This is a genomic window from Bradyrhizobium sp. CB1015 (assembly GCF_025200925.1).
GTDB lineage: Bacteria > Pseudomonadota > Alphaproteobacteria > Rhizobiales > Xanthobacteraceae > Bradyrhizobium.
The window spans coordinates 3,252,643-3,279,266 of sequence record NZ_CP104174.1 but is presented as its reverse complement, the minus strand read 5'-3'; the positions used below and the strand labels follow the sequence as shown (position 1 = coordinate 3,279,266).

The following is a 26,624-nucleotide window of genomic DNA, read 5'->3' as shown; positions in this document are numbered from 1 at the left end:
AGCACCGGGGCTCCGGCTAACCGCCTGCCCAGACATCGAGCACATAGCGGCTGTTCGCGCCCATCTCCTCGATCCAGCGCGCGCTGGCAGCAGCATCGCTGCCGCTCTTCTCGCGGTGGATCGCGACGAGCGCGGCCTTCACGTCCGGCTCCATCTTCGCGCCATCGCCGCAAACATAGACGATCGCGCCCTGCTCGATCAGCGGCCAGACTTTGTCCTTCTGCGCCGCGAGCACGTGCTGCACATAGGTTTTCGGCCCGTCCGCGCGCGAGAATGCCGTGAACAGCTCGGTGATGCCGCTCGCCGCCAGCGCCTTCAGCTCCTCCGCGTAAAGAAAATCCTGGTCGGGATGGCGGCAGCCGAAGAACAGCATCGATGGGCCGAGCGCGGCCCCTTTCGCCTTGCGCGCGGCGCGCTCCTGGAGGAAGCCGCGGAACGGCGCAAGTCCCGTGCCCGGACCAATCATGATGATCGGCACGGTTGGATCATCGGGCAGGCGGAAGCCCGCCTTGGTCTCGCGCACGGTGGCATAGATCGTATCGCCCGCCCGCCGGTTGGCGAGATAGTTCGAGCAGATACCCTTGTAGGTGCCGCGGCCGGAGGCGGCCGGCCCTTCGACCACGCCGACCGTGACGCTGCAACGCGCCGGGTCGACCGACGGCGAGGACGAGATCGAGTAATAGCGCGGCGCCAGCAGCGAGAGCATTTCGAGATAGACGTGGAACGGTAATTCGCAAGCCGGATAGTCGAGCAGCAGGTCGAACACCGATCTGCGCTTGGCGAGGATCTCACTGCGATAGCGCTCGAGCGGCCCCGCCTCCTCGCCGACGAAGGCCAGCAGCTTCGGCTTGGTGACGGGGCAGCGGGTGTGCTCGGCCATGATCTGGATCTGCTTGCGCGTCGCTACCTGCTGCAGCTCGACGAACTCGCTGAGCAGACGGCCGACCGACACGGCCGCGCCGACCGGCAATTGCGCGCGCCGGCCTTCGGCCACCTGGAGCCTGATCTGATCGGCCGGCAGGAAGCCGAAGCGGCGGGCAACTGAATCCACCAGCGTCGGATCGTTGCGCGGGACGACGCTCAAATGGTCGCCGACGCGATAGGCGACGTCGGCCGGCAGCTGCACCTCGATGTGGCGCGTCGAGCGATCCGATGGATGCGGGCCGGCCTTGTTCTGGAGCTCGTCATTGACCAGCACCTTCATCGCCACCGCGCCGCCCTGGGCGACGATGGTGTTGACCGCGGTCACCGCGACAGGCTCGATCGCGTAGAGCGGATCGTCCTCGGCCGTGCGGGTGAAATTCCAGTCGATGCCGAATTCCTTGGTCGCGACTTGCGCAGCCGCCGGGAACCATTTCTGGAACTGGCCGTCGAGATCGCTGCGCGCATCGCCCTCGCCGCGCGGATAGACCGCGCGCGCACCGTGCTTCGACAATTGCTCGTCGATGAAGCGCGGCACTGATTGATAGGTCGCTGCCCAATCGCTGTTGCCGCAGCCGAATACGGCATAGCGTACGCCGGCAAAGGCGTCCTTCGGCAGATCCTCACCGAGCCATTTGACGAATTGCGTCGCATTGTCCGGCGGCGCGCCGTTGTAGGAGGCGCAGATGATCAGCACGCCGCCCTCCTGCGGCAGCTTGCCGACGTAATCGTCGAGCGGGCCGAGATGCACGGCAAAGCCGTTGATCTCGGCAAGATCGGCCATGCGCGTTGCGAGCTCCTCGGCGGTGCCGAGATTGGAGCCGTAGAGCACCAGCATCGGCGTGTTGTGGCCGGGCCGTGTGGTGGGCTGGCGCTGCGCCTTCGGCGCCGAGGACGCAGCCGCAACCGGCCCGCCATAGGCGCCGCGCTCGCGATCGGCACGCGGCCGCACCTTGATCTTGAAGCCCTCCGGCTTGATCGTCAGCGTCTCCTTCAGATGCATCTGGTAGCGCTGGTGATCGATCAGCTTGAAGCGCTGCAGGATCATGCCGAGCGCGAGCGCGGCCTCGTGCATGGCGAAGCCGCGGCCGATGCAGGCGCGCTGGCCGTTGCCGAACGGCTTCCAGGCATTGATCGGCCGTTTTGCTTCCGCCTCGCGGCTGAAATTCTCGGGATCGAACGCGTCGGGATTGGGCCCCCACACGCTGGGATCACGGTGCAGCGCCGTCACGAGGATGGTGACGAACGTTCCCTTCCTGAGTTTGTACTTGCCGCCGCCGATGGTCTCATCGTTCAGCGGCGAGATACCGTAGGCCGGCGCCGGCGGCCACAGCCGCAGTGCCTCCTTCAGGATCTGCGTGATGTAGGTGAGCTGCGTCACCTGCTGATAGGTCGGCTTGGCGTTGACGTCGGGGCCGAAGACGCGGTCGACCTCGTCATAGGCCTTCTTGAGAATCTCCGGATGCTTGAGCAGCGCATAGAGCGTGTAGGACAACAGACCGCTGGTGGTCTCGTGACCCGCGATCAGGAAGGTGTTGATCTGGTAGCGGATGTTGACGTCGTCGAGCTGCTCGCCGGTGACGCGGTCGACGCCGGTCATCATCGCGGCGAGCATGTCCTTCTTATCGTCGATCCCCTCCGCGCTCTTGCGCCGCTCGGCGATGATCTCGTCGACCATCTTGTTCATGAAGGCGACGTCTTCGGCGAGCGTCTTGCGGCGCTTCTGCATCCACAGCTGCTCGAACGGCAGGCCGCGCGTCATCATGATGGTTTCGAGCGAACGCACCAGTGACTCGACGAAGGGATGGTAATCGCGCCGATAGAACGAATTGAAGCGGTAGTCGAAGCCGCACAGGCCGATCGTATCCAGCGTCAGCGCCGTCATGTCATGGACGACGTCGATCTCGTCGTCGGCGTTGAGCCGCTCCCATTTCTGGACGAGCTGCTCGGCGATGTCGACCATGCTCGGGTGGTAGGACTGCATGGCGCGGTTGCCGAAGGGCTGCAGCAGGATGTTGTGCGCCTTGCTCCAGTTCGGCTCGCGGGTGTCGGCGGTGAACAGGCCGTCGCCACCGACCGCACGCACGCGCCGCAGCGCGCCGCGCACCGTCTTGTCGAACCGCTTCTCGTCGGAGAGCTCGTCGACGAGATCGTGGCCGGAGACGACGACGATCGGCGAGCCCATCATGTCGAGCCAGAAGATCGGACCGAGGTCCTTGGCAAGCCGCGTCAGGTGCTGCACGGGAGCGGCCGCATCCAGCGACAGCATGTTGCCGACCACCGGCTTGGTCGGCGGCTGCGGAATCGGATCCAGACGGTTCTTGGATGACATTTAACTACGCTTCCCCCTGCTAACTACGCTTCCCCCTGCCTTACGTCATTCCGGGATGGTGCGAAGGACCAGACCCGGAATGACGAGATCCTCAGGTGCGCAAGAGCGCACCATAGTTCGATGCTACGCATCGCCCCGGGATGACGACTGCGTCGTTAGCCAAACCGCCTTCTACGCCATTCGATCAGCTTGGCGCTGACCTCTTCCGGCTTCTCCTGCTGCGTCCAATGGCCGCTGTCCTTCACCAGATACTTCTCGAGGTCATCAATCAGCTTCTCCATGCCGTCGGCCGCCGAGGGCGGCAGCACTGCATCGTTCTCGGCCATGATCATCAACGAGGGCACGTGGATGTGGTGGTCCAACCCGTTCGCGCGCTCCCAGTTGCGGGTGAAGTTGCGGTACCAGTTGATGCCGCCGGTGAAGCCGGTCTTCGCGAACGTGTCGACGAACACCTTCTTCTCGTCTGCCGACAGGATCGGCGTGCGCGGATCATGTCTGGCGTCGTAATTCGCAATCATCTGCGGGAACGCCAGGTTGATGCGGGGCGAAGCACCAATGCCGGCAATCGGCTGTTCTTCGGGCGCACCCGGAGGGCGCGCGGCCGGCTTGCGCATGAAGGCGTCAAAAGTCTGCTCGACACGGCTGCTGAAGATCTTGTCCGGCCCGCGCGCGGGGTCCTGGAACTGGACGATGTACATCTGGTCGCCAAAACGCTGGCGAAAGAGCGCGATCGGGTCGATCGGCGCGCGGTCCCAATGCGGGGTGTTGACGCCGACCACACCGGCGACACGCGTGGGGTGCCGCAGCGGCATCTGCCAGACGACGAAGCCGCCCCAGTCGTGGCCGACAAAGATCGCCTTGTCGATTCCGAGATGATCGAGCAGCCCGACGAGATCGCCGGTCAGATGCTCCATGTCGTAGTCCTCGACCGGCTCGGGCCGGTCAGTCGCGCCATAGCCGCGCTGGTCGGGCGCGATCACGCGGATGCCGGCCTCGCTCAGCGCCTTGATCTGGTGGCGCCAGGAGAAGGCGAGCTCGGGCCAGCCGTGGCACAGCACGACCGGCGGCTTGTCATTGGCCGGGCCTGCCTCGTAATAGCCCATGCGAATTCCGTTCGTCGTCGCGAACTTGAGCGGGGGCATCTCAATCATTGCAAATTCCTTACTCCGCAGCGCCCTTGATATCAGCGGCCGGCGGCGTGTAGGCCGCCTCCAGCGCGGCGAACTCCTCAGGCAGCATGTCGCACATCACCTGCACGTGCGGGATGATGTTGGCGCCGACGATGAAGCCGAAATCGAGCTGGTCGCGATAGCTCTGCACGGTGATGTTGAGCGCCTGCCCGTGGGTGGAGATCGACACCGGGAAGATGTGCAATAGCTCGGCTCCGGCGGCATAGAGCGTCTGCCGCGGCCCGGGCACATTGGACACGGTGATGTTGGCCGCGGGCGGCAGCACGTCGGAAAGATTCGAACGGCTGTAGAGCAGCGCCAGGATCTGCACCATGATCGGTGCGCCCAGCATCGAGATGTTGGAGACCTGCGGCATCAACGCGCGCAAGGGATGCGACATCTCCTTGGACTTGGTCGATTGCGCGATGATCGCCTCCAGCCGCGCCTTGGGATCCTCGATGTTGGTCGCGATCGAGCAGATCATGCCGAACACCTGGTTGTTGGCCTCGGTGTTGCCCTCCTCGCGCAGCGAGATCGGCACCGCTGCCGTCAAGGATTTCGCCGGCAGCGTGCCATATTGCAGGAGATAGCGGCGAACCACGCCGGAGGCGAGCGCCAGCACGACGTCGTTGAGCTTGCCGCCGGCCTGCTTGGCCAGCGCCTTCGCCCGCGACAGCGGGATCGACACGCCGGCAAAGCTGCGCTCCGAGGAGATCGTCTTGTTGAGCATGGTCGGCGGCGACACCATGCTGGCGAGGCTCTCGCGCGACTTGGGATCGGCGATCTTGCCGAGCACGTCAGAGACGCTCTTGAGCACGGTCGGGATGTTGCCGGCAAATCGAACGGCGCTCTCGATCTGGTACATCGCGTTGTCGAACAGGATCGAGCCGATATCGCTCTTGCCGGTGCGCGGCAGCTGCAGGTTCTTCGCCGCTTGCGAAGCCTCCAGCGGCTGGCTGAACAGCTGCTGATAGGAATCGAGCAGGTTGGCGGCGATGTCGCGCGGCTCCTGCCCGGGCTTGCTGCCAGCCGTCGGCGGATCGACCTTCCGCGGAATCGGCGAGATGTCGTAGATCATGTTGGTCAGCGCCGCACCGGCGCCGCCGTCGATCGCGGCATGGTGCATCTTGGAATAGAGCCCGACCTCGTTGTCCTTCATGCCCTCGAACACGTAGAACTCCCAGAGCGGGCGGGCGCGGTTGAGCAGCTTGGCATGCATCCAGCCGACGATGCGCTCGAGCGTGGCGCGGTCGCGCGGCTGCGGCAGGCTGGCGCGGAAGATGTGGCGGTCGATGTCGAACTGGTCGTCCTCGACCCAGGAGGGATGATCGATGTCGAGCGGCGCCTTCTCCAGCCGCGCCTTGAGAATCGGCGCGATGTGCAGGCGCGAGACGATCATCGCTTTGAAGTCTTCGAAGAAATCGCCCTTGTAGTCGTCAGGCAGGCGGAAGATCGCCATGCTGCCGACATGCATCGGCATCTCCGGCGTTTCCAGATAGAGAAACGACGCGTCAAGCGACGACAGCTTCTTACCGTCAGCCATGGTTCCCTCCCGAATCTTCGACGGGCGCCTTGGCGGCGCTTCTCGTCAGACCGATACTGCCCGGTCCGGCGGGGCATATGCAATGGCAAAGGGTCCTGCCCGGTCAAATGGCCAGAAGTCTCCCTCCGGTTGCGCCAGGCGGTCCGCCACGGCCCACAGCACCGCCGGGTTCACGCCGAGCCCGATATGGCTCGCCAATAGCACCTCGATGTTCTCGGCGCGCTCGGAGGGACGGAGCAGACAGGTCCGCCAGTTCACCACGCCGTCGGCGCGCGAATAGACCGACGTCGCCGGTACCGGCAGATCGCCCGCGATCGCCTCGCGCGCCTCCGCAAAATCCTCGACCCGCTCGCCGGACAGCGTCTCATAGAGCCGCGTGGCGTTGGTCGCCCGCACGTCGTTGGCAAAAGGGCTGCCGAGCGTCACGACGTAGCGGACCTTGTCGGGCGCCCAAAGCGCGAGATCGCGGGCATAGACGCCGCCGAGGCTCCACCCGACCAGGCTGACCTTGCGTCCCGTGGCGGCATGGATTTCGGCCAAGCGCATGCGCAGCGAATCCCGCATGCGCCCGAGCCCGCCGAGATTGCGGCCCATCCGCCAGGCATGCGCCTCATAGCCGAGCTCGCTGAGATAGCGCCGCAGCGGCACCATCGAGAGATCGCTGGCAAGAAAGCCCGGCAGCGCCAGCACCGGATGGCCATCGCCCCGCGGGGCTCGCATCAGGAGCGGCGACAGCAATAGGCTCGCATTCAACTCGAATAGCCCACGGGCTTCGGCCAGCAGCAGGCCGAGACCCGGCGGACGAAGCCGGCCTTCTTGCAGCGCCCCGTCCGGTCCGGGCGACACTATTTTTTCTTGTCGCCGCGCGTGCCGCCGAGGCCAGCCATCGCGACGAACATGTCCTGAAACCGCTCGGCGATCTTGGGATCGAAGGTGAACCAGCTCTGGATCAGCGATTCCGGCGAGACCTTTTCGATGTTGCTGAGCACCTGCTGCTGCAGCTTGTCCATCACCGCCGTCTGCATCGGCCCCACATCAGGCAGACCGAAGAACTGACGGGCCTCGAGGGGGGTGCAGTCGATTTCGATGTTAACCTTCATGTCCCCTCCAGATGAGATTCGAGCGGCCTGTCGGAGTATCACCGCGAGAAGGTCTGCAACGCAAGCGACCTGAGGGGAAGCCGCTAGAACCGGCTTCCCCGATCGACCGGTATGGTCAATCAAATTGTCCGGCCCGCGACCCACGCAGAAGCTCGCCGGGCCTGCCCGGGATTGCCGGGCAGCATTGCTGCACAGCGGTGCAACTTGGCGCGTTCCTTGCTGGAATGATGCTTGCACGGGTCGAGAACTCTGGGCAACATGGATCAGTCAGCCCCGCCGAATTAATCAAAAATCACCGGCGCGGCAGTGTGGAGAGGGTCAAGAATGTCAGTCGGTCAAAGTCTGTTTGCGGCGACGCTCGCCGGTACGCTTGCGTTGGCGGTCTCGCCAGCAGCCAGCCAGACGCTACGTTATGCCAACCAGGGTGACCTGAAATCGCTCGATCCCTATACCCTGAACGAGAGCACCACCCACGCCCATCTCGGCCACGTCTATCAGGGCCTCACCGCGCGCGACAAGGACCTCAAGATCATTCCGGCACTGGCGGAAAGCTGGGAAACCCCGGAGCCGACCCGCTGGCGCTTTCATCTGCGCAAGGGCGTGAAATTCCACAACGGCGATCCCTTCACCGCCGACGACGTGGTGTTCTCGGCCGATCGCGTCCGCAAGAAGGGGTCCAACATGCAGACCCGTCTTGCGCCCGACGTCAAGGTCGTCAAGGTCGACGACTACACCGTCGACTTCGTCCTGCCCTCGCCCAATCCCATCCTGCATAATGCGTGGGATGTCTGGTACATCATGGACAAGAAATGGGCCGAGGAGAATAACGTCGTCGATCCGACGCCGGTGGCGGCGACCACGCCGAGCTATGCCTCGCTGCACGAGAACGGCACCGGCCCCTTCGTCATCGAAAGCCACCAGCCCGGCGTGAAGACGGTGTTCAAGGCCAATCCCAATTATTGGGGCAAGGTCGAAGGCAATCTGAAGGAGATCATCTTCACCCCGATCGCTTCCGACGCCACCCGCGTTGCCGCGCTGCTGTCGGGCGAAGTCGACGTGATCGAGCCGGTGCCGATCCAGGACATCTCCCGCGTCGATTCCAGCCCGAATGCCCAGGTGCTGAAAGGGCCGGAGCTGCGCACCATCTTCATCGGCTTCGACCAGATGCGCGATGAGCTGCTCTACTCCAACATCAAGGGCAAGAACCCGTTCAAGGACGCCCGCGTCCGCGAGGCCTTCTACAAGGCGATCGACATCGAGCTGATCAAGACGCGCGTGATGCGCGGCCTGTCGACGCCATCGGCGCTGATGATCGCGCCGGAACTGTTCGTGCTGTCCAAGGAGTTCACGCGGCCGAAATTCGATCCCGACGGCGCCAAGAAGCTCCTGACCGAAGCCGGTTACCCCGACGGCTTCGAGGTCACCATGGATTGCCCGAACGATCGCTACGTCAACGATGCCGCGATCTGCCAGGCCGTGGTCGGCATGCTCGCCCGCATCGGCGTCAAGATCAATCTCCTGGCGCAGCCGAAGGCGCAGTACTTCGCCAAGGTGCTGAAGCAGGGCGGCTACCAGACCTCGTTCTACCTGCTGGGCTGGACCCCGAGCACGATGGACTCCCACAACGTGCTCTACGACATCATGGGCTGCCGCGACGATGCGAAATCCTCGCGCGGCGAGGCCAATCTCGGCGGCTATTGCAACAAGGAGTTCGACGCCATCACCGACAAGGTGCTGGTCGAAGCCGACACCGCCAAGCGCAACCAGCTGATCAAGCAGGCCTACGAAATCGGCATGAAGGACTGGGCCTACATCCCGCTGCACCAGCAGGCGCTGGCCTGGGGCGTATCGAAGAAGGTCAACCTGCCGCAGCGCGCCGACAATCTCGTCATGTTCCACTGGGCAACCAAGAAGGAATAAGCATCGGTTGAACACGAGGTCCCGGCGGCATCCGCCTTCCGGGACCTTTCCTTTTCCGGCCGACAAGGACGTCGGCCGCACGCTCACCCAAGGAAAGTGGAAGGCATGCTCGCTTTCACGCTTCGCCGCGCCGTTCAGGCCATCGGCGTCATGTTCGCCGTCGGCATCATCGCCTTCTCGATGTTCCGTTTCGCCGGCGACCCCGTCAATCAGATCGTCTCGATCGACACCTCGGCAGCCGAACGCGCGATCGTGCGCAAGTCGCTCGGCCTCGACGACCCCGTGCCGGTGCAGTTCGTGCGCTATTTCGCCGATGCGGCGCAGTTCAAGTTCGGCGTCTCCTACCAGTTCCGCCAGCCGGTCGCGGCCCTGTTGATGGAGCGCATGCCCGCGACGCTGGAACTTGCGATCTGCGCGACCGTGTTTGCAATGGTTTGCGGCATCCTGATGGGCGTCTATTCGGCCCTCAAGCGCGATACCGTGCTGGCCAAATTATTCCAGGCGGTCTCGCTGATCGGCATCTCGCTGCCGACCTTCCTGATCGGCATTCTCCTGATCTATCTGTTCGCGGTGACATTGGGCTGGTTGCCGTCGTTCGGCCGCGGTGAGGTGGTCAAGCTCGGCTGGTGGACGACGGGCCTGCTCACGGTGTCTGGACTGAAGGCCCTGATCATGCCTTCGATCACGCTCGGCCTGTTCCAGATGACGCTGATCATGCGGCTGGTGCGCGCGGAGATGCTGGAAGTTTTGCGAACCGACTATATCCGCTTCGCCCGTGCCAGGGGGCTGACCACGCGTGCCATCCATTTCGGCCACGCGCTGAAGAACACGCTGATTCCCGTGATCACCGTGGCCGGGCTTCAGTTTGGCTCGGTTATTGCATTTTCGATCATCACCGAAACCGTGTTCCAATGGCCGGGCATGGGGCTTCTGTTCGTCCAGGCCGTGCAAAACGTCGACATTCCGATCATGGCCGCCTACCTGCTGATGGTTTCACTGATCTTCGTCTCCATCAATCTGGTGGTCGACATTCTCTACACGGTGGTCGATCCGCGCCTGCGCTCGACCGTCGGCCGCGCCGCATAGGGCAGCCTGCATGTCCGACGCAGTCGTCTCCAATTCCGACAAGCAAGGCGCACAGCCGGTGCAGGCCGCCCATGGCTGGTTCAGCCGCACGCTCGACAGCGACCTGTTCTATTCGTTCCGCCGCTCCAAGCTCACCATGGCGGCCGCGGCCATCACGGTCCTGTTCTTCCTGCTTGCGATCTTTGCCTCCGTGCTTGCGGTGCAGAACCCGTTCGATCCGGCACAATTGCAATTGATGAATTCGCGGATTTCGCCGCTGTGGACCGCGGACGGTCAGAGCCCGTTCCTGCTCGGCACCGACGAGCAGGGCCGCGACGTGTTCTCCGCCATTCTCTACGGCATGCGCATCTCGCTCGCCGTGGGCGTCGCCGGCGTGATCTTCGCCGGCGCGCTCGGCATCGCGCTCGGCCTGATCGCCGGCTATTTCGGCGGCGCGGTCGACGGCGTCATCATGCGGATCGCCGACGTACAGCTCACCTTCCCTGCCATCCTGATCGCGCTTCTGGTCAACGGCATCGCGAAGTCGATCCTCGGCAACCGGCTGGACGCCACCAGCATGCTGGCGGTGCTGGTGATCTCGATCGGCCTGAGCTTCTGGGTGGGCTATGCCCGGACCGTGCGCAGCTCCGTGATGGTCGAGAAGAACAAGGACTACGTGGCCGCCGCGCAGCTGATCGGCCTGCCGGCGCCGAAGATCATGCTGCGGCACGTGCTGCCGAACACGATGGGTCCGATCCTGGTCATCGCCACCATCAACCTCGCGCTCGCCATCATCACCGAGGCGACGCTGTCCTTCCTCGGCGTCGGCCTGCCCGACACCATGCCCTCGCTCGGCACCCTGATCCGCATCGGCAACAATTATTTGTTCGCGGGCGAATGGTGGATCGTCGCCTTCCCGGGGCTTGCGCTCGCGGCGCTGATTCTGTCGATCAACCTGCTCGGCGACTGGCTGCGCGACGCGCTCAATCCGAAGCTTCGATGAATACGCCTCGTCCATGACCGAACCTGTCCTTTCCGTACGTGATCTTCACGTGGAGTTCGCCTCCCGCCGCGGCACGCTGCGCGCCATCGACGGCGTCTCGTTCGACATCGCCAAGGGCGAGGTGCTCGGAGTTGTCGGCGAGTCCGGAGCCGGCAAGTCCGTCACCGGCCTCGCGGTGATCGGCCTGATCGATCCGCCCGGCCGCATCGCCGGCGGCGAGATTCGTCTCGCGGGCCTGCGTATCGACAATCTGCCGCCGGAGGAGATGCGTCGCGTGCGCGGCAAGCGCATCGGGATGATCTTCCAGGATCCCCTGACATCGCTGAACCCGCTGTACAAGGTCGGCGACCAGATCGTGGAGACGATCCGCACCCATCTCAATCTGTCCGAGTCGGCCGCCCGCCGCCGCGCCATCGATCTGCTCGCCGAAGTCGGCATTCCCGCGCCGGAAAAGCGCATCGACGGCTATCCCCACGAATTTTCCGGCGGCATGCGCCAGCGCGTCGTGATTGCGCTCGCGATCTGCGCCGAGCCGGAGCTGATCATCGCGGACGAGCCGACCACCGCGCTCGACGTCTCCGTGCAGGCGCAGATCATCTCGCTGATCAAGCGCCTCGGCCGCGACCACGGCACCGCCGTGATGCTGGTGACCCACGACATGGGCGTGATCGCCGAGACGTCGGACCGCGTGGCCGTGATGTATGCCGGCCGTGTCGCCGAGATCGGCCCGGTGCAGGACGTCGTGAAGAATCCGCTGCACCCTTACGCCAAGGGCCTGATGGGCGCGATCCCGACGCTTGCCGGCGACGACAAGCGCCTGGTGCAGATCCCGGGCTCCATGCCGCGCCTGTCGGCGATCCCGCGCGGCTGCTCGTTCAATCCGCGCTGCGCCTTCGCCTTCGATCGTTGCCGTATCGAGCGGCCGGAGCCGCTGCCGCGCGGCGCGCAATCCGTTGCCTGCCACCTCTATGACGATGTGCCGGCGGAGAGCGTGGCATGAGCGCTCCCTTCGTCCAGGCCACAAACCTGCGCCGCGTCTTCGACGTCTCGAAGCCATGGCTCAACCGCGTGCTCGAAGGCGGACATCTCGAATATCTCAAGGCGGTCGATCACGTCACCTTCGACATCAGGAAGGGCGAGACGTTTGCCCTGGTCGGCGAGTCCGGCTCCGGCAAGACCACGGTGGCACGCATGGTCGTCGGCCTGCTCCCGCCAAGCGCCGGCGACGTGCTGATCGACGGCATCTCCATGACCGACCCGCGGCAGGCCCTCGCACGACGAAAGCTGCGCCGCCGGATCCAGATGATCTTCCAGGATCCCTATGCGAGCCTGAACCCGCGCTTCCGGGTCGATGCCATCATCTCCGAGCCGATCCGCGCCTTCGACCTGATCCAGGGCGAGCGCGACATCCAGGCCCGGGTCGGCGAGCTGCTCAGCCTCGTCGGCCTGCATCCGGACGACCGGTTGAAATACCCGCACGAATTCTCCGGCGGCCAGCGCCAGCGCATCGCGATCGCGCGGGCGCTCGCCTCCGACGCCGAATTCATCGTCTGCGACGAGCCGACCTCGGCCCTCGATGTCTCCGTGCAGGCGCAGATCCTGAACCTGATGCGCGACCTCCAGGACAAGTTCGGCCTGACCTACATGTTCATCAGCCACAACCTCGCCGTGGTGCGCCATATGGCGAGCCGCGTCGGCGTGATGTATCTCGGCCGCATCGTCGAGATCGCGGAAGGACGCGAGCTGTTCGCCAATCCGCGCATGCCCTACACCAAGATGTTGCTGGGCGCCGTGCCTGATCTTGCCATGAGCGGCCGCCAGCGCATTCCGGTCAAGGGCGAGATCCCGAACCCGATCAATCCGCCCTCCGGTTGCGCCTTCAATCCGCGCTGCCCGTTGGCGTTCGATCTCTGCCGCAAGGAGACGCCGGAATTGATCGACGGCGTCGCCTGCCATGCGGTCAACACCGCGCCGGTCCCGGCGTGACGCGCGCGTGCCATGCAGCCTGCGCATTTGGCGGCGGCGTAGCCCTGTGATCAATTGCGCGCGCCGAAAATAAGGTGGTGAAGTCCCATGGGCAGCAATATCAATCCCGATCCGTTCACGACCAGGCCCGAGATCGAGGGGACGTTCGGGGTCGTCGCCTCGACGCACTGGATTGCGACGGCCGTGGGCATGGCCATCCTGGAAAAGGGCGGCAATGCCTTCGATGCCGGCGTCGCCACCGCCTTCACGCTCCAGGTGGTCGAGCCGCATCTGAACGGTCCCGGCGGCGATGTCCCGATCATCGTCCATGACGTCAGGCGCGGCCGCACCGAGGTGATCTGCGGCCAGGGCCCGGCGCCGGCGCGCGCCACCATCGCGCATTACAGGAGCGAGGGCCTCGACATGGTGCCGGGCACCGGCCTGCTCGCCGCCTGCGTTCCCGGTACCTTCGAATCCTGGATGATGCTGCTGCGGGACTACGGCACGATGCGCGTGCGCGACGTGCTGGAGCCGGCGATCTCCTACGCCCGCGACGGTTATCCCCTGGTCGAGCGCGCCTGCGCCACGATCCAGACCGTCGAGCAATTGTTCCGCAGGCACTGGCCGACCTCGGCCGCCGTCTACCTTCCGCACGGAGAGGTGCCGAGGCCGGGCACGTTGTTCACCAACAAGACGCTGGCTGCGACCTACGCCCGCATTCTCAGCGAGGCCGAGAGCGGCGCCGGAGGCCGCGATGCCGAGATCGAGCGCGCGCGCAAAGCCTGGTCGCAAGGCTTCGTCGCGGAAGCCATCGACAAGTTCTGCCGGACCCAGGAGGTGATGGACGTCAGCGGCGCGCCGCATCGCGGCGTGCTCTCCGCCGACGACATGGCGCGCTGGCAGCCGACGGTCGAAGCGCCGCTCACCTATGATTACGGCCGCTATACCGTCTGCAAGGCCGGCGTCTGGAGCCAGGGACCGGTGACGCTGCAGCAGCTCGCGCTGCTCAAGGGCTTTTCGCTCGACGGGCTCGATCCGACCGGGCCGGAGTTCATCCATCTCCAGATCGAATGCGCCAAGCTCGCCTTTGCCGACCGTGAAAAATTCTACGGCGATCCCAAGTTCAACGAGATCCCGATCGAAACGCTGCTGTCGGATACCTACAACGACGAGCGCCGCAAGCTCGTCACCGACAAGGCCTCGCTCGATTTCATTCCGGGCTCGGTCGAAGGCTTCGGCGGCGTGGTCAAGCTGCGCCGCGCCGAGGGTCAACGCGAGGCCGTCGGCGCGCTCGGCGCCGGCGAGCCGACCGTGGGGCGCTTCGGCGAGGTGCGCGGCGATACCGTGCATTTCGACATCATCGACAGGGACGGCAACATGGTGTCGTCGACGCCGTCGGGCGGCTGGCTGCAATCCTCGCCGATCATTCCCGAGCTCGGCTTTTGCCTTGGCAGCCGCGCCCAGATGTTCTGGCTGGAGGAAGGCCATCCCGCCGCGCTCGCGCCGGGCAAGCGGCCGCGCACGACACTCTCTCCGAGCATGGCGCTGCGCGACGGCGAGCCTTACCTCGCCTGGGGTTCGCCCGGCGGCGACCAGCAGGACCAGTGGATCACGCAATTCTTCCTGCGCCACGTCCATTGCAACCTCAATCTCCAGGAAGCGATCGACGCGCCGGCCTGGCATTCCGAGCATTTCCCGATCTCGTTCTGGCCGCGCACCGCGCGTCCCGGCGTGCTCGTGGTCGAGAATCGCGTGCCGAAGGCGACGATCGAAAATCTGCGCGAGCGCGGGCATATCGTCGAGGTCGGTCCCGACTGGTCGGAAGGCCGCCTCACCGCCGCCTCGCGCGTCGGGGTACGCCGCCGCGCCGCCGCCAATCCGCGCGGCATGCAGGGCTACGCGGCGGGGCGCTGAAGGCAGCACATGACCTGGTCGATCATCGCGCGCGATCCTGCCACCAGCCAGTTCGGCATCGCTGTTGCGACCCGGTTCTTCGCCGTCGGTGCGCGCGTGCCGTATATTGCGGCTGGTCTCGGCGCCATCGCAACGCAGGCCTTCGTCAATCCCTATTACGGCATCGACGGCGTCAAGCTGTTGCGCGAGGGGCTCAACGCCCACGACGTGCTCGCCACCCTGCTGGCGACCGATGACGGCCGCGAGAGCCGCCAGGTTCATATCATGGATGCGAGCGGCGCAATCGCCGCGCATACCGGGCGCGATTGCGTCGATTGGTGCGGCCACGTCGCAGGCAGCGGCTTCTCGATTGCCGGCAATATGCTCACCGGCCCCGACGTGCTCGACGAGACCGCGAAGACATATATCGCCAACGACAGCCTGCCCTTCCCGCGCCGCCTGCTCGCGGCGTTGCGCGCCGGCGAAGCCGCCGGCGGCGACAAGCGCGGCAAGCAATCGGCCGCGCTCTTGATCCACGGCGAAGAGGAATGGCCGGCACTCGACATTCGCGCCGACGATCATCCCGATCCCATCAGTGAGCTCGAACGCCTCGAGCGCGTCAGCCAGGAGCTGTGGGTGCACTTTCGCCCGTCCATGCCGACGCGGCAGAACCCGGCCGGCAACACCGATCGCAGCGTCATCGACGCCAGCATCGCTGCGGCGCGCGCGAGACGATCATGAGCGCCGGCCCCCTCATCGAGATCAAGGATCTGCGTATCCGCTTTCATGGCGACGACGGCCGCATCACCCACGCGGTCGACAGCGTCGATCTCAGCGTCGCCAATGGCGCGACGCTCGGTCTCGTCGGCGAATCCGGCTGCGGCAAGAGCGTGACGTCGCTGGCGATCATGGGCCTGCTGCCGAAGCAAAGCGCGGAAATATCCGGCGCGATCCGCTTCGACGGTTTCGACCTGCTGACGACACCGGACCAGACGCTGCGCGATCTGCGCGGCAACCGGCTGGCGATGATCTTCCAGGAACCGATGACCTCGCTCAATCCGAGCTTTACGATCGGCGATCAGATCATCGAGACGATCCTGCGTCACCGGGGCCACTCGCGAAAGAGCGCGCGCGAACGCGCGATCGAGCTGTTGCGCCGCGTCCATATCCCCTCGCCCGAGCGTCGGATCGACGACTACCCGCACAAGCTCTCCGGCGGCATGCGCCAGCGCGTCATGATCGCGATGGCACTCGCCTGCGACCCGCGCCTGCTGATCGCGGACGAGCCGACCACCGCACTCGACGTCACCCTGCAGGCCCAGATCCTGGAGCTGATGCGCGAGCTGAAGGCCACGAGCGGCGCCGCGATCATCCTGATCACCCACGATCTCGGCGTCGTGGCCGAGGTCTGCGACGAGGTCGCCGTGATGTATGCCGGCGAGATCGTCGAGCGCGCACCGGTGGATGAATTGTTCTCCGCACCGCAGCATCCCTACACGGTCGGCCTGCTCGGCTCGATCCCGCGGCTCGACCACCGCGCCGAGCAGCTCGCGACGATCAAGGGCATGGTGCCGAACATGGCGCAGCCGCCCGCCGGTTGCCGCTTCGCCGCGCGTTGTCCCTTCGTGCTCGACGCCTGCACCAAGGCGCCGCCGCCACTGGTCGAAGTCAGCGACGGCCACCTCTCGCGCTGCATCCGCGCGCCGCTCGAACTGCTGGTGTCGTGATGGCGCTCCTGTCTCTCCTCGTGCCCCGGGCGCGTTGCAGCACAAGCGAAGCGCGGTGGTGCACCGCTGAACCGGGGCCCATCTGGCCGCAGACTGGGTCCCGGTTCAGCGTCGCAACACTTCGTGCTGCGCCGCGTCCGGGACACGAGACCTGTATCCGCGAGGAGCAGACACGATGACCGCGCTCCTCGAAGTCAACGGTCTGGTCAAGCATTTCGTCGCCCAGCGCTCGCTGCTCGGCCGCGCGCTGGCGCACGTCAAGGCGGTCGATGGCGTGTCCTTCTCGCTGGAGGCCGGCAAGACGCTGGCCCTGGTCGGTGAATCCGGTTGCGGCAAGTCCACCGTCAGCCGGCTGGTGCTGCGGCTGATCGAGCCGGATGCCGGCACGATCCGCTTCGACGGCCGCGACCTGCTCGCGCTCGACGCCGGGGCCTTGCGCGCCTTCCGCCGCGAGGCGCAGATCATCTTCCAGGATCCCTACGCCTCGCTCAATCCGCGCATGACGGTCGGCCAGATTCTGACCGAGCCGCTGGCGCTGCACGCTCTGGTGCCGCCGGCGCGGCGGGCCGAGCGCGTCGCCGAGCTGCTGCGGCTGGTCGGGCTGGAGCCGCGCCTCGCCCGGCGCTATCCGCATGAATTCTCGGGCGGCCAGCGCCAGCGCATCGCCATCGCCCGCGCGCTCGCGGTCGAGCCGAAGCTCATCATCTGCGACGAGCCGGTCTCGGCGCTCGACGTCTCGATCCGTTCGCAGATCCTGAACTTGCTGCGCGAGCTGCAGGACCGGCTCGGCCTCGCCTACATCTTCGTCTCGCACGACCTCGCCGTGGTCAAGCACATCGCCGACCACGTCGCGGTGATGAATCTCGGCCAGATCGTCGAGACGGCGGAAGCCGACGCGCTGTTCGCCGCGCCGCGCCATCCCTACAGCCGCGCGCTGCTGTCGGCGATCCCGCTGCCGCAGCCGAAGGCGAAGCGAACGACGGTGCTGCTGGAGGGCGAAATCCCGAGCGCGCTCAATCCGCCCGCCGGCTGCCGGTTCCACACCCGCTGCCCGTACGTGATCGAGCGCTGCCGCAGCGAGGCCCCTGCGCTTCTAGCCGATCGCACGGGCCACGCCACCGCGTGTCACCGCACCGCGGAGCTGCCGTCTGCCGACGCCATTCTGCCCACCGCCGGCGGGTTTTCGCCGGGGCTTGCAAAATTGGTCGCGGCCTTCAGCCAAAAGACGGAAGGCAACAGCCCCGCCGGGGTTGGTATACAGAGCGCCGCGTCCGCAACGAAATAGCCGAAGCAATGGGGATTGACAGATGAAGATGTTTCGCCTGGCCGCAACGGCCGCCGCCGTCCTGGTGTCGATCGGGGCCGCGCAGGCCCAAACCAGCTTGCGCATCGGCCTTGCCGAAGACCCCGATATCCTCGATCCCACGATGGCGCGCACCTATGTCGGCCGCATCGTGTTCTCCGCCTTCTGCGACAAGCTGTTCGACATCGACGAGAAGCTCAACATCGTGCCGCAGCTCGCGCTCTCGAGCGAAACCGCCGACGACGGCAAGGCGCTGGTCATCAAGCTGCGCCCCGGCGTGAAATTCCACGACGGCGAGCCGCTCGATGCCGAGGCCGCAAAGTTCTCGCTGGAACGTCATCTGACCTTCCCCGGCTCGTTCCGCAAACCGGAGCTGGCCTCGGTCGATCACGTCGAGGTCGTCGATCCCCTCACCATCAAGCTGGTGCTGAAGTCGCCGTTCTCGCCGCTGCTCGCCCAGCTCACCGACCGCGCCGGGATGATGATGTCGCCGAAGGCGGCGAAGGAGGCCGGCGACAAGTTCGGCCTGCGCCCGGTCTGCGCCGGTCCCTACAAGTTCGTCGAACGCGTGCAGCAGGACCGCATCGTGTTCGAGAAGTTCGCCGACTACTGGAACAAGGACAACGTCTTCATCGACAAGATCGTGTTCCAGCCGATCGTCGATGCCACCGTGCGGCTCGCAAACCTGAAATCCGGCGGCCTCGACCTGATCGAGCGCGTGCTCGCCACCGATCTGAAGGAGGTCCGCGCCGATTCGCGGCTGAAGGTCGCGACCGCCATCGAGCTCGGCTATCAGGGCATCACGCTCAACATCAGCAAGGACAAGGCCAAGGGCCCGCTCAGCCAATCCGCCGAGGTGCGGCAGGCGCTCGACCTCGCCATCGACCGCGAGGCGATCAATCAGGTCGTGTTCAACGGCGAGTTCAAGGTCGGCAATCAATGGGTCAATCCCGATCACCCGTACTATCAGAAATCCCTTCCGGTCCGTGCCCGGGACGTGGAGAAGGCCAAGGCCCTGCTGAAGGAAGCTGGCGTGAAGCCGCCGGTCAGCGTCGATTTCCTGGTGCCGAAGGGCGCGGAAAACGAAACACCGGCGCAGATGATCCAGTCAATGGCCGCAGAAGCCGGCTTCGACATGAAGATCCGCCTCACCGAGTTTGCGACTGGCCTCAAGCAGGCCGAGGCCGGCGATTATCAGGCCTTCTGGCTCGCCTGGAGCGGCCGCATCGATCCCGACGGCAACGCCTTCGTGTTCCTGCACAACGGTGCGCCGCAGAACTACGGCGGGTGGAACAATCCGCAAGCCGACAAGGCGCTGGAAGACGCGCGGCTCGTCACCGATCCCGCCAAGCGCAAGGCCAACTATGAAATCCTGGCCAAGCTGGTCCAGGACGAAGAGCCGCTGCTCTACCTCTACCACCGCCGCATCATCATCGCGCACACGACCAAGCTGGAAGGCTACAGGCAGATGCCCGACGGCCTTGTCCGCGTTGTCGGTCTCAAGCTGAAGTGATCGGCCTGACATTTAGTCCGTGTCCCGGACGCGGCGCAGCGCGGAAGCGCTGCTCCGCAGAGCCGGGACCCATGGCAACAACGAACCGTGGCAGCTGGGTCCCGGTTCAGCAGCGCAACATTGCATGTTGCGCTTCGCCCGGGACACGAGTGGGACCATGCTGAATTTCCTCGCCCGCCGACTTGTGCAGATCGTGCCGACGCTGTTCTTCGTCTCGGTGCTGATCTTCTCGCTGCAGCAATTGCTGCCGGGTGACCCCGCGCTGGTGATGGCGGGCGAAGAACGCGACCCGGCCGTGATCGAGCAGATCCGCCGCCAATACCGGCTCGATCAGCCGATCCCGGTGCAGTACGCCTACTGGATCAAGGGCGTGCTCTCGGGCGATTTCGGCGAGTCGCTGCGCAACAAGATGCCGGTGCGCGAGCTGATCGCGCAGAAGCTGCCGGTGACGCTGCAGCTCGGCTCGATGGCGATCCTGATCGCGTTCCTGATCGGCATTCCTGCCGGCATCGTCGCGGCCGTCAAGAAAGGCTCGGCCTGGGACTATGGCGCCAATCTCTTCGCGCTATGGGGCATCTCGACGCCGAACTTCTGGCTTGGGATCATGCTGATCTTCCTGTTCTCGATCGAGCTTGGATGGCTGCCGGCTTCCGGCTACGTGCCGCTCACCGAGAACTGGCGCGCAAGCCTGGCCGTCACCATCATGCCATCCTTCGTGCTCGGCAATGCGATCGCCGCGATCCTCATGCGGCATACGCGCAGCGCCATGCTTCAGGTGCTGGAAAGCGACTACGTGCGCACCGCGCGCGCCAAAGGGCTGTTGGAGCGCACGGTGATCCTCAAGCACGCCATGCGCAATGCGCTGACGCCCGTCATCACGCTCGGCGCGCTCGAGCTCGGTACGCTGCTCTCCGGCGCGGTTTTGACCGAGCAGATCTTCTCCATTCCCGGGTTCGGCAAGCTGATCGTGGATGCCGTATTCAACCGCGATTATGCGGTGGTGCAGGGCGTGGTCCTGGTGACGGCCACGATCTACATCACGCTGAATCTCGTGGCCGACATCGCCTATATCCTCGTCAATCCGCGGCTTCGGGGCTGAGCCATGAGCGACGCCGCGCTGCCGAGCCCTCTCACGCGAGCCGACGAGCTGGATAGCCCGGCTCGCCGCGCGCGCCGGCGGCTGTTCAAGCGCAAGGCAGCGGTGTTCGGGCTCCTCGTGCTCACGATATTCATCGCGCTTGCCGTGCTCGCCCCGCTCATCGTGCCCTATGATCCCATTGCGACGAGCTGGAGCCTGGTGCGCAAGCCGCCCACGGCAGCGCACTGGTTCGGCACCGACGAGCTCGGCCGCGATATCCTCAGCCGCGTCGTCTACGGCGCGCGCGCGTCCCTGCTCGCGGGCCTGATCTCGGTCGCGATCGCGCTCGGCATCGGCGTACCGCTCGGCCTGCTCGCCGGCTATCGCGGCGGCTTCGCCGACGCGCTGATCAGCCGCATCACCGATGCGATGCTGGCCTGCCCGTTCCTGATCCTGGCGATCGCGCTCGCTGCGTTCCTCGGCCCGAGCCTCGGCAACGCCATGATCGCGATCGGCATCTCGGCGACGCCGATCTTCATCCGCCTGACCCGCGGCCAGGTGCTCGTCGTCAAAGCCGAAGACTATGTCGAGGCCGCGCGCGCACTCGGCAATCCGCCGTGGCGGATCGCGTTCTCGCACATCCTGCCGAACATCCTGCCGGCGCTGCTGGTGCAGGCGACGCTCTCGATCGCTGCAGCCATCATCGCCGAGGCCGCCCTCTCCTTCCTCGGTCTCGGCCAGCAGCCGCCGGCGCCGTCCTGGGGCAGCATGCTCAACGCGGCACAACGCTTCCTGACCCAGGCGCCCTGGATGGCAATCTGGCCGGGCCTTGCGATCTTCCTCGTCGTGCTGTCGCTGAACCTGCTCGGCGACGGCCTGCGCGACGCGCTCGACCCAAGGCAGCGCTGAGGCAATAGCAATAGCTGAAGGTGGGCTTCGTTCACCTCTCCCGTAGGGAGAGGTGCAGAACGAGGCATCGACCGCTCAGATCACCACTTCCCGCAGCACGCGGCGGCAATCCATCTCGAATTCCAGATCGACCACCGGTGGACGGGCGAAATGCCAGGTCAGCCCGGAGCGGAGCGCGCCGCGGCGGACCAGCTCGTCCACCAGCGCGTGGTGGAAGTCGTGCACGGAATAGGCCTGCACGCCGGTCGTATCCTTCCAGCCGAAGCCGAAGGCCGCCATCCGGTTTTCCATCTGCGATGTGGTGGTGAAGCGCACCTTCTCGCGCAGCCCCTCCGGGCTGAGGTCGCGGTAGCGCACCGTGCGCTCGACATAGGTGCCGCTACCCTCGCGCGCCTCGGCGCCGCCGGCGATGACGAAGCTCGGCAAGTTTGACCGCGTCGGACGCGTGAAGGAGAACGCATAGAATGACGGCTGGGACGGCGGATCGATCTCCGGACAGACATTGCTGCGCGCCACCGGATTGGTGGTGCCGTCGAAGATGCCCCATTCGGACAGCGTCTTCACATAGTGCAGATTGAACGCGCGAAAGCCTTCCTCGCTGAAGGCCGCCGGCGAGCGCAGCTCGCAGGCGCAGAAAGCCGTCAGCGGGCGCCCCGCTTCCTGGATGAACTTTGCGGCCAGCGCAAATCCTTCCGCGAGCGGCACCAGGCGGTCGAACCGGACCCGCTCGATCTCGTAGCCCTCATCCGCGGCAGCACCGGCGGAATATTGGAACACCGACGGAATGAAACGGTAATTGCCGGCCGAGAATTCGCGCGTCATGACGGACTCCTATTCCAGTTGCATGCGAGTGCCCTTGGCGCCGTTGAGCAGGCGCTTCAGGTGAAATCCGGCCAGCGGATCGTCGGCGTGCATGCCGACCAGCGCGGCGAAGGCCGGCATGGCGGCGGCATCGCCGGCCTCCATCTTGGCGAAGGCTTCGGCATATTGCGTTGTCGCCGGCGCTTCGAATTTCGCCTGCGGCAGCGGTTCGAAGGCGCGCAGCGGCTCGCTGCGTCCGCGCAGCATCAGGTCGCCCACGGGGCGGCCATGAAAGTTTTCGGCTCCCTTCGCCACGCTGGCACTGACGCAAATGCGCGTTCCCAGATGCTTGTTCGCCGCCTCCAGCCGGGCCGCCGTATTGATGGTGTCGCCATAGGCCGTGTAATCGAAGAAACGGTTGCCGCCGAAATTGCCGACCAGCGCCGGGCCGGCATGAGCACCGATGCGGGTGGCTCCGAAATTCACACCTCTTGCCTTCCAGCGCGCAGAGAAGTCCTCTGCCCAGGCGTCGAGAGCATGGGCACAGGCGACCGCACGCGTTGCATAGTCCGGCTGGTCGCCAGGGGCGTTGAACAGCACCTGGATCGCATCGCCGATGATCTTGGCGACCGTCCCCTCATGGGCAAAGACGATTTCGGTCATGCCGCCGACATATTCGTTGAGGAGCTCGCCCAGCGTCTGCGGAGGCGCAGTCTCGACCAGCGAGGTGAAGCCGGTGATATCGGTAAAGAGGGTGGCGACGTCGCGCCACTGCACCTCCATGCCGTCGCCATCGACGTCCCCGGCCAGCCGCCTTGCGATCTCCGGCGAGAAGAAGCGCGACAGCGAGGCATGGGCACGCTCGGCTTCCAGCTGGCGCCGCCGCACATCGCGCAGCATCTCCACATGGCGGATGGTCTTCTCGATCGTGGCTTCGAGGTCGGCGAAGTCGATCGGCTTGGTCAGGAAGTCGAAGGCACCGCGGTTCATGGCGGTGCGGATGTTGCTCATGTCGCCATAGGCCGAAACGATGATGGTCGACTTCTTCTCCTCGGCCTCCTGGAGCTTCGCCAGCAGCGACAGACCGTCCATCCGCGGCATGTTGATGTCGGAGACCACCATGTCGACATGCGGATTCTGCTCCAGCGATTCCAGCGCCTCCAGGCCGTCGCGCGCGAAGATGAGCGCGAGCTGCCCGTCGCGGATCTGCCTGCGGAATTTCTGCAGGATCAGCGCCTCGAGATCCGGCTCGTCGTCGACGAAGAGGATGGTCGCAGTCATGCGGCTTGCTCGAGCCTCGTATCGATCTCCTGGCGCAGCAGCGCAAAGTCGATCGGCTTGGTGAGGAGCCCGACGGCACCCCGTTCGATCGCCTTGCGGCGCGTCTCGGCATCGCCATAGGCCGTGATCATGATGACGGGAACGTCGGGATGCGCGGCACGCACCTTCGGCAGCATGTCGAGCCCGCTCATGCCTGGCATGTTGATGTCGGACAGGATCAGGATCAGCGAGGGATCACGAACCTCGGCAGCGCGCTTGAGCGCCTCCGGGGCCGACAGCGCAAACTCCATCTGAAAGCGGCCGGCGCGCAGGTCGCGCCGGAACTGCTGCCGAAACAATGCCTCGACGTCGGGCTCGTCATCGACGACCAGGATGTAAACGTTCAAGACTTGCCTCCGGAAGTGTCGCCAGCTGGCATCGTCCGCGGCAGGGTGATGATGAATTCGGTGAATACACCGGGTGCGGTGTTCACGTCGATCGTGCCGCCGTGCTGTTTCACCACGATGTCGTGGCTCATTGAAAGGCCGAGTCCCGTGCCCTCGCCGGCCGGCTTGGTGGTGAAGAAAGGATTGAACATCTTCTCCTTCACCTCAGGCGGAATCCCGGTGCCGTTGTCGCGAATCCGGATCTGGACCCTATCGCCGAGGTTCTTCGTTGCCGCGCGCAACGTGGGCTCGAACGCATCGCGCTCGCTCTCCTTGCGCTTGGCCGCGGCATAGAAGCCGTTCGAGATCAGGTTCAGCAAGACGCGCGTGATCTCCTGCGGATAGATGTCTATCACGCCAGAAGCCGGGTCTAAATCGCGCTGAAGCGTGACGTTGAAGGCAGGCCTTTCGGCGCGCGCGCCGTGATAGGCGAGATTGAGGCTCTCCTCGACCACCGCATTGATGTCGACGGCGCGATGCTCGCCGGACCCCTGACGCGAATGCAGCAGCATGTTCCTGACGATGGAATCGGCGCGCTTGCCGTGCTGCACCACCTTCTCGAGATTGGCCCTGAGCATGCCGGTCAGCTCGTCGACCTCCTCCTTGGTCTTGCCGTCGAGCGCGGCGGATTGCAGGGTCTCGTTGAGCTCGTCGATCAGCTCGGCCGAGACCACGGAGAAATTGTTGACGAAATTAAGCGGGTTCTTGATCTCATGGGCGATGCCGGCGGTGAGCTGGCCGAGCGAGGCGAGCTTCTCGGTCTGAATCAGACGGTCCTGAGCGGCGCGCAGATCCTCGAGTGAGCGCGACAGCTCATCCGTGCGGTCCCGCAATTCGTTGAGCAGCCGCGCATTTTCCATGGCGATCACAGCCTGCGCCGCAAAATTCGTCACCAACTCGATTTGCTTGCTGGAGAAGGCAAGAGGCCGCTGACGGTAGATCAGAAGCGCGCCGATCAGGTCGCCGTCCTTGAGCATGGGAACGCCAACCAGCGTCCGCGCCCCGGCGCGCAGCGCCAGTATTGGTCCGTCATATCCTTGAGGTGTTTCGAAGAAGTCCGGCTCCGTCCTCGTATCGACAACATGCACGGTTTCCCTGGTCCGAACGATGCGGCCAATGACGGTGTTCGGAGCCGGCCGTGTCGGCTTCTGGTAGATCTCGTCCTTCAGCTCGGCCGGAACACCGTGCATCGCGATGGCGCGGAACGTGTCTCCCTCCCGCAAATAAAGAGACCCGAACTCAGCCTGGCAGATGCGAGTGGCATTCTCCAACATGATGCGAAATACCGGCCCCAATTGTCCGGGGGAAATGGAGATAACCTGGAGCACTTCGGAAGTTGCGGTCTGCTGTTGCAGCGATTCGCTCAATTCCGCCGTGCGCTGCTCGACCTTCCTTTCCAAGTCCGCATAGGATTCCTGCAGGCGCGCGCCCATGTCGTTGAACTGATCGGCGAGCCCCTCGAGCTCGTCGCCGGTCTTGATCGAGATGCGTTGCGCGAAATCGCCGCTGCCGATCCGCTCGGCGCCGCTGCGCAGCGCCTGGATCGGCCCGACCATGTGGCGCGCCAGGAAAACCGCCGCAAGCACCGCGAAGATGGACGCCCCAAGCAGCACGATCGCAAGGCGCTGCAGCGAGGCATAGAGCGCGGCATAGGCCTCCTCAACCGGCAGCTCGACAAACATGGTCCAATGCAGCGGCTCGATCGGGGCCGAGGCGGTCAATACCTTTTGTCCCTGGATATTGTGCTCTTCCTCCAGCGCATCCGGCATCTTGCCGCCCGCGACCTGCGCGGCCCGCACCTGGGCGAGGCCGGACATGTCGGTGTTGCGCAGCACGAGACTGATGTCGGGATGTGCGATCAGGCGGCCCTCCGGGCCGACCACGTAGGCGTTGCCGTGCTCGCCGACCTTGATCTGGGACACGACGTCCCAGATCAGCTTGAGATTGACCTCGGCGATGCTGACGCCGGCATCCTTGCGTGCGCCCGCCAGCGCCAGCGTCATATAGGGCTCGGACCCCCGGCGGAAATAGACCGGCCCGTAATAGACCTTGCGCGCGACCGCCTCGGTGAACTTCGGATCGCTCGACAGGTCGATCCCGCTGTCGAGCGGGTCCATCGCCAGCCGCGAGACCCGCAGCCGCTCCTTGCCGGTCGAATCCACCTGGGCCAGCTCGGTGATCGCAGGGACCTGGCGCAACAGGCGCAGCGCGTCGAACCGGCGCTGCTCGATCGAGCCGCCCGACCAGGGCAGCTGCGTGGTCCAGCCGAGCTGGCTCTCGATCTCCTTGACGAACTGGCTGATCTTGGCCGCGGCCGCCTCGGCCTGCTCGTGCTGGACCCGGATCAGCGAGGCCTTGTGCTCGCGATAGTAGAAGTAGACCTCGAACAGGCCATTGGCGAGCAGCGCAACGGCAACGACGGCCACGAACAGCGCGACGTATTTGGCAAAGAGCCGGGTCCGGATTCCGCGCCCCGCGGTGTCGCCGGAGGCGGCCTTGCCTAGGGCCGCGCTCGGCAGTGTCCCAGCTCGAGGTGTATCGGGGTGGAGGGACAGGCTCATCCCACGGAACCTAGCAAGAAGAGCAGACCTTGTCTCTCGCAAGCGCGGGAAGGGGCTCCCCCGGGCCCAACAAAAAGAGCGGCAGCGGATCACCGCTGCCGCCCTCTCCGGACTA

Annotated in this window: 21 protein-coding genes; 12 read left to right on the top strand and 9 right to left on the bottom strand. The window is 65.3% G+C overall.

Going from position 1 to position 26,624, the window contains the following annotated elements; translation table 11 throughout:
* Window positions 1-16 precede the first annotated feature (16 nt).
* From N2604_RS15005 to N2604_RS14985, 5 genes are all read right to left on the bottom strand, one after another.
* Window positions 17-3,253, bottom strand: coding sequence for a bifunctional cytochrome P450/NADPH--P450 reductase (locus N2604_RS15005; RefSeq protein WP_260375396.1), 3,237 nt, complete (start codon window positions 3,251-3,253; stop codon window positions 17-19).
* Between the two features lie 155 nt (window positions 3,254-3,408).
* Window positions 3,409-4,404 (bottom strand): alpha/beta fold hydrolase, encoded by a 996-nt coding sequence (locus N2604_RS15000; protein WP_260375395.1) that lies wholly within the window; start codon window positions 4,402-4,404, stop codon window positions 3,409-3,411.
* Between the two features lie 10 nt (window positions 4,405-4,414).
* Window positions 4,415-5,965, bottom strand: a complete 1,551-nt coding sequence (locus N2604_RS14995; RefSeq protein WP_260375394.1) for a wax ester/triacylglycerol synthase family O-acyltransferase — start codon at window positions 5,963-5,965, stop codon at window positions 4,415-4,417.
* A 45-nt stretch (window positions 5,966-6,010) separates the two neighbouring features.
* Window positions 6,011-6,811: a triacylglycerol lipase gene (locus N2604_RS14990; protein ID WP_260375393.1), complete on the bottom strand. Its 801-nt coding sequence runs from the start codon at window positions 6,809-6,811 to the stop codon at window positions 6,011-6,013.
* Window positions 6,811-7,065 carry a DUF6489 family protein gene (locus tag N2604_RS14985; RefSeq protein ID WP_260375392.1) on the bottom strand — a complete coding sequence of 85 codons (255 nt, stop codon included), beginning with the start codon at window positions 7,063-7,065 and terminating at the stop codon, window positions 6,811-6,813. Before N2604_RS14985 ends, N2604_RS14990 begins: the two co-directional genes overlap by 1 nt.
* A gap of 324 nt (window positions 7,066-7,389) precedes the next feature.
* On the opposite strand from N2604_RS14985, the gene N2604_RS14980 reads away from it, so the two are divergent.
* From N2604_RS14980 to N2604_RS14925, 12 genes are all read left to right on the top strand, one after another.
* Entirely contained in the window at window positions 7,390-8,985 is a 1,596-nt protein-coding gene (locus N2604_RS14980; RefSeq protein ID WP_260375391.1) for an ABC transporter substrate-binding protein, read from the top strand.
* Between the two features lie 105 nt (window positions 8,986-9,090).
* A complete protein-coding gene (locus N2604_RS14975; RefSeq protein WP_260375390.1) occupies window positions 9,091-10,071 on the top strand; it encodes an ABC transporter permease in 981 nt (326 codons plus the stop codon).
* Between the two features lie 10 nt (window positions 10,072-10,081).
* Window positions 10,082-11,053 (top strand): ABC transporter permease, encoded by a 972-nt coding sequence (locus N2604_RS14970; RefSeq protein ID WP_260375389.1) that lies wholly within the window; start codon window positions 10,082-10,084, stop codon window positions 11,051-11,053.
* A gap of 13 nt (window positions 11,054-11,066) precedes the next feature.
* Window positions 11,067-12,053, top strand: coding sequence for an ABC transporter ATP-binding protein (locus tag N2604_RS14965; RefSeq protein ID WP_260375388.1), 987 nt, complete (start codon window positions 11,067-11,069; stop codon window positions 12,051-12,053).
* Window positions 12,050-13,039 (top strand): ABC transporter ATP-binding protein, encoded by a 990-nt coding sequence (locus N2604_RS14960; protein ID WP_197947400.1) that lies wholly within the window; start codon window positions 12,050-12,052, stop codon window positions 13,037-13,039. Before N2604_RS14965 ends, N2604_RS14960 begins: the two co-directional genes overlap by 4 nt.
* 87 nt (window positions 13,040-13,126) lie before the next feature.
* On the top strand, window positions 13,127-14,932 hold the full coding sequence (locus tag N2604_RS14955) for a gamma-glutamyltransferase family protein (RefSeq protein WP_260375387.1): 1,806 nt from the start codon (window positions 13,127-13,129) through the stop codon (window positions 14,930-14,932).
* A 9-nt stretch (window positions 14,933-14,941) separates the two neighbouring features.
* The gene (locus tag N2604_RS14950) at window positions 14,942-15,652 is read left to right on the top strand and encodes a DUF1028 domain-containing protein (RefSeq protein WP_260375386.1); all 711 of its coding nucleotides are present in this window, start codon (window positions 14,942-14,944) and stop codon (window positions 15,650-15,652) included.
* Window positions 15,649-16,638, top strand: coding sequence for an ABC transporter ATP-binding protein (locus tag N2604_RS14945; protein ID WP_260375385.1), 990 nt, complete (start codon window positions 15,649-15,651; stop codon window positions 16,636-16,638). Before N2604_RS14950 ends, N2604_RS14945 begins: the two co-directional genes overlap by 4 nt.
* 175 nt (window positions 16,639-16,813) lie before the next feature.
* Window positions 16,814-17,923, top strand: a complete 1,110-nt coding sequence (locus N2604_RS14940; protein WP_260375384.1) for an ABC transporter ATP-binding protein — start codon at window positions 16,814-16,816, stop codon at window positions 17,921-17,923.
* Between the two features lie 22 nt (window positions 17,924-17,945).
* Window positions 17,946-19,454: an ABC transporter substrate-binding protein gene (locus N2604_RS14935; protein WP_260375383.1), complete on the top strand. Its 1,509-nt coding sequence runs from the start codon at window positions 17,946-17,948 to the stop codon at window positions 19,452-19,454.
* 157 nt (window positions 19,455-19,611) lie between these two features.
* Window positions 19,612-20,553 carry an ABC transporter permease gene (locus tag N2604_RS14930; protein WP_260375382.1) on the top strand — a complete coding sequence of 314 codons (942 nt, stop codon included), beginning with the start codon at window positions 19,612-19,614 and terminating at the stop codon, window positions 20,551-20,553.
* Between the two features lie 3 nt (window positions 20,554-20,556).
* A complete protein-coding gene (locus N2604_RS14925; protein WP_260375380.1) occupies window positions 20,557-21,441 on the top strand; it encodes an ABC transporter permease in 885 nt (294 codons plus the stop codon).
* Between the two features lie 75 nt (window positions 21,442-21,516).
* Here the strand turns inward: N2604_RS14925 and N2604_RS14920 are convergent, their stop codons facing one another.
* From N2604_RS14920 to N2604_RS14905, 4 genes are read right to left on the bottom strand one after another with little or no spacing between them, the layout of a single operon-like run.
* Window positions 21,517-22,263, bottom strand: coding sequence for a hypothetical protein (locus N2604_RS14920; RefSeq protein WP_260375379.1), 747 nt, complete (start codon window positions 22,261-22,263; stop codon window positions 21,517-21,519).
* 9 nt (window positions 22,264-22,272) lie between these two features.
* Entirely contained in the window at window positions 22,273-23,523 is a 1,251-nt protein-coding gene (locus tag N2604_RS14915) for an adenylate/guanylate cyclase domain-containing protein (RefSeq protein WP_260375378.1), read from the bottom strand.
* Complete coding sequence (locus N2604_RS14910) at window positions 23,520-23,909, bottom strand: response regulator (protein ID WP_024340065.1); 390 nt, start codon at window positions 23,907-23,909, stop codon at window positions 23,520-23,522. The genes N2604_RS14915 and N2604_RS14910 overlap by 4 nt, the downstream gene beginning before the upstream one ends.
* Window positions 23,906-26,509, bottom strand: a complete 2,604-nt coding sequence (locus N2604_RS14905) for an ATP-binding protein (RefSeq protein WP_260375376.1) — start codon at window positions 26,507-26,509, stop codon at window positions 23,906-23,908. The genes N2604_RS14910 and N2604_RS14905 overlap by 4 nt, the downstream gene beginning before the upstream one ends.
* Window positions 26,510-26,624: the final 115 nt, after the last annotated feature.

Coding starts and splice junctions, on each gene's coding strand:
- N2604_RS15005 (WP_260375396.1), bottom strand. CDS start 3,253: ATGTCATCCAAGAACCGTCTGGATCCGATTCCGCAGCCGCCGACCAAG.
- N2604_RS14950 (WP_260375386.1), top strand. CDS start 14,942: ATGACCTGGTCGATCATCGCGCGCGATCCTGCCACCAGCCAGTTCGGC.
- N2604_RS14945 (WP_260375385.1), top strand. CDS start 15,649: ATGAGCGCCGGCCCCCTCATCGAGATCAAGGATCTGCGTATCCGCTTT.
- N2604_RS14920 (WP_260375379.1), bottom strand. CDS start 22,263: ATGACGCGCGAATTCTCGGCCGGCAATTACCGTTTCATTCCGTCGGTG.
- N2604_RS14995 (WP_260375394.1), bottom strand. CDS start 5,965: ATGGCTGACGGTAAGAAGCTGTCGTCGCTTGACGCGTCGTTTCTCTAT.
- N2604_RS14905 (WP_260375376.1), bottom strand. CDS start 26,509: ATGAGCCTGTCCCTCCACCCCGATACACCTCGAGCTGGGACACTGCCG.
- N2604_RS14930 (WP_260375382.1), top strand. CDS start 19,612: ATGCTGAATTTCCTCGCCCGCCGACTTGTGCAGATCGTGCCGACGCTG.
- N2604_RS14970 (WP_260375389.1), top strand. CDS start 10,082: ATGTCCGACGCAGTCGTCTCCAATTCCGACAAGCAAGGCGCACAGCCG.
- N2604_RS14975 (WP_260375390.1), top strand. CDS start 9,091: ATGCTCGCTTTCACGCTTCGCCGCGCCGTTCAGGCCATCGGCGTCATG.
- N2604_RS14955 (WP_260375387.1), top strand. CDS start 13,127: ATGGGCAGCAATATCAATCCCGATCCGTTCACGACCAGGCCCGAGATC.
- N2604_RS15000 (WP_260375395.1), bottom strand. CDS start 4,404: ATGATTGAGATGCCCCCGCTCAAGTTCGCGACGACGAACGGAATTCGC.
- N2604_RS14980 (WP_260375391.1), top strand. CDS start 7,390: ATGTCAGTCGGTCAAAGTCTGTTTGCGGCGACGCTCGCCGGTACGCTT.
- N2604_RS14960 (WP_197947400.1), top strand. CDS start 12,050: ATGAGCGCTCCCTTCGTCCAGGCCACAAACCTGCGCCGCGTCTTCGAC.
- N2604_RS14935 (WP_260375383.1), top strand. CDS start 17,946: ATGAAGATGTTTCGCCTGGCCGCAACGGCCGCCGCCGTCCTGGTGTCG.
- N2604_RS14985 (WP_260375392.1), bottom strand. CDS start 7,065: ATGAAGGTTAACATCGAAATCGACTGCACCCCCCTCGAGGCCCGTCAG.
- N2604_RS14965 (WP_260375388.1), top strand. CDS start 11,067: ATGACCGAACCTGTCCTTTCCGTACGTGATCTTCACGTGGAGTTCGCC.
- N2604_RS14915 (WP_260375378.1), bottom strand. CDS start 23,523: ATGACTGCGACCATCCTCTTCGTCGACGACGAGCCGGATCTCGAGGCG.
- N2604_RS14925 (WP_260375380.1), top strand. CDS start 20,557: ATGAGCGACGCCGCGCTGCCGAGCCCTCTCACGCGAGCCGACGAGCTG.
- N2604_RS14940 (WP_260375384.1), top strand. CDS start 16,814: ATGACCGCGCTCCTCGAAGTCAACGGTCTGGTCAAGCATTTCGTCGCC.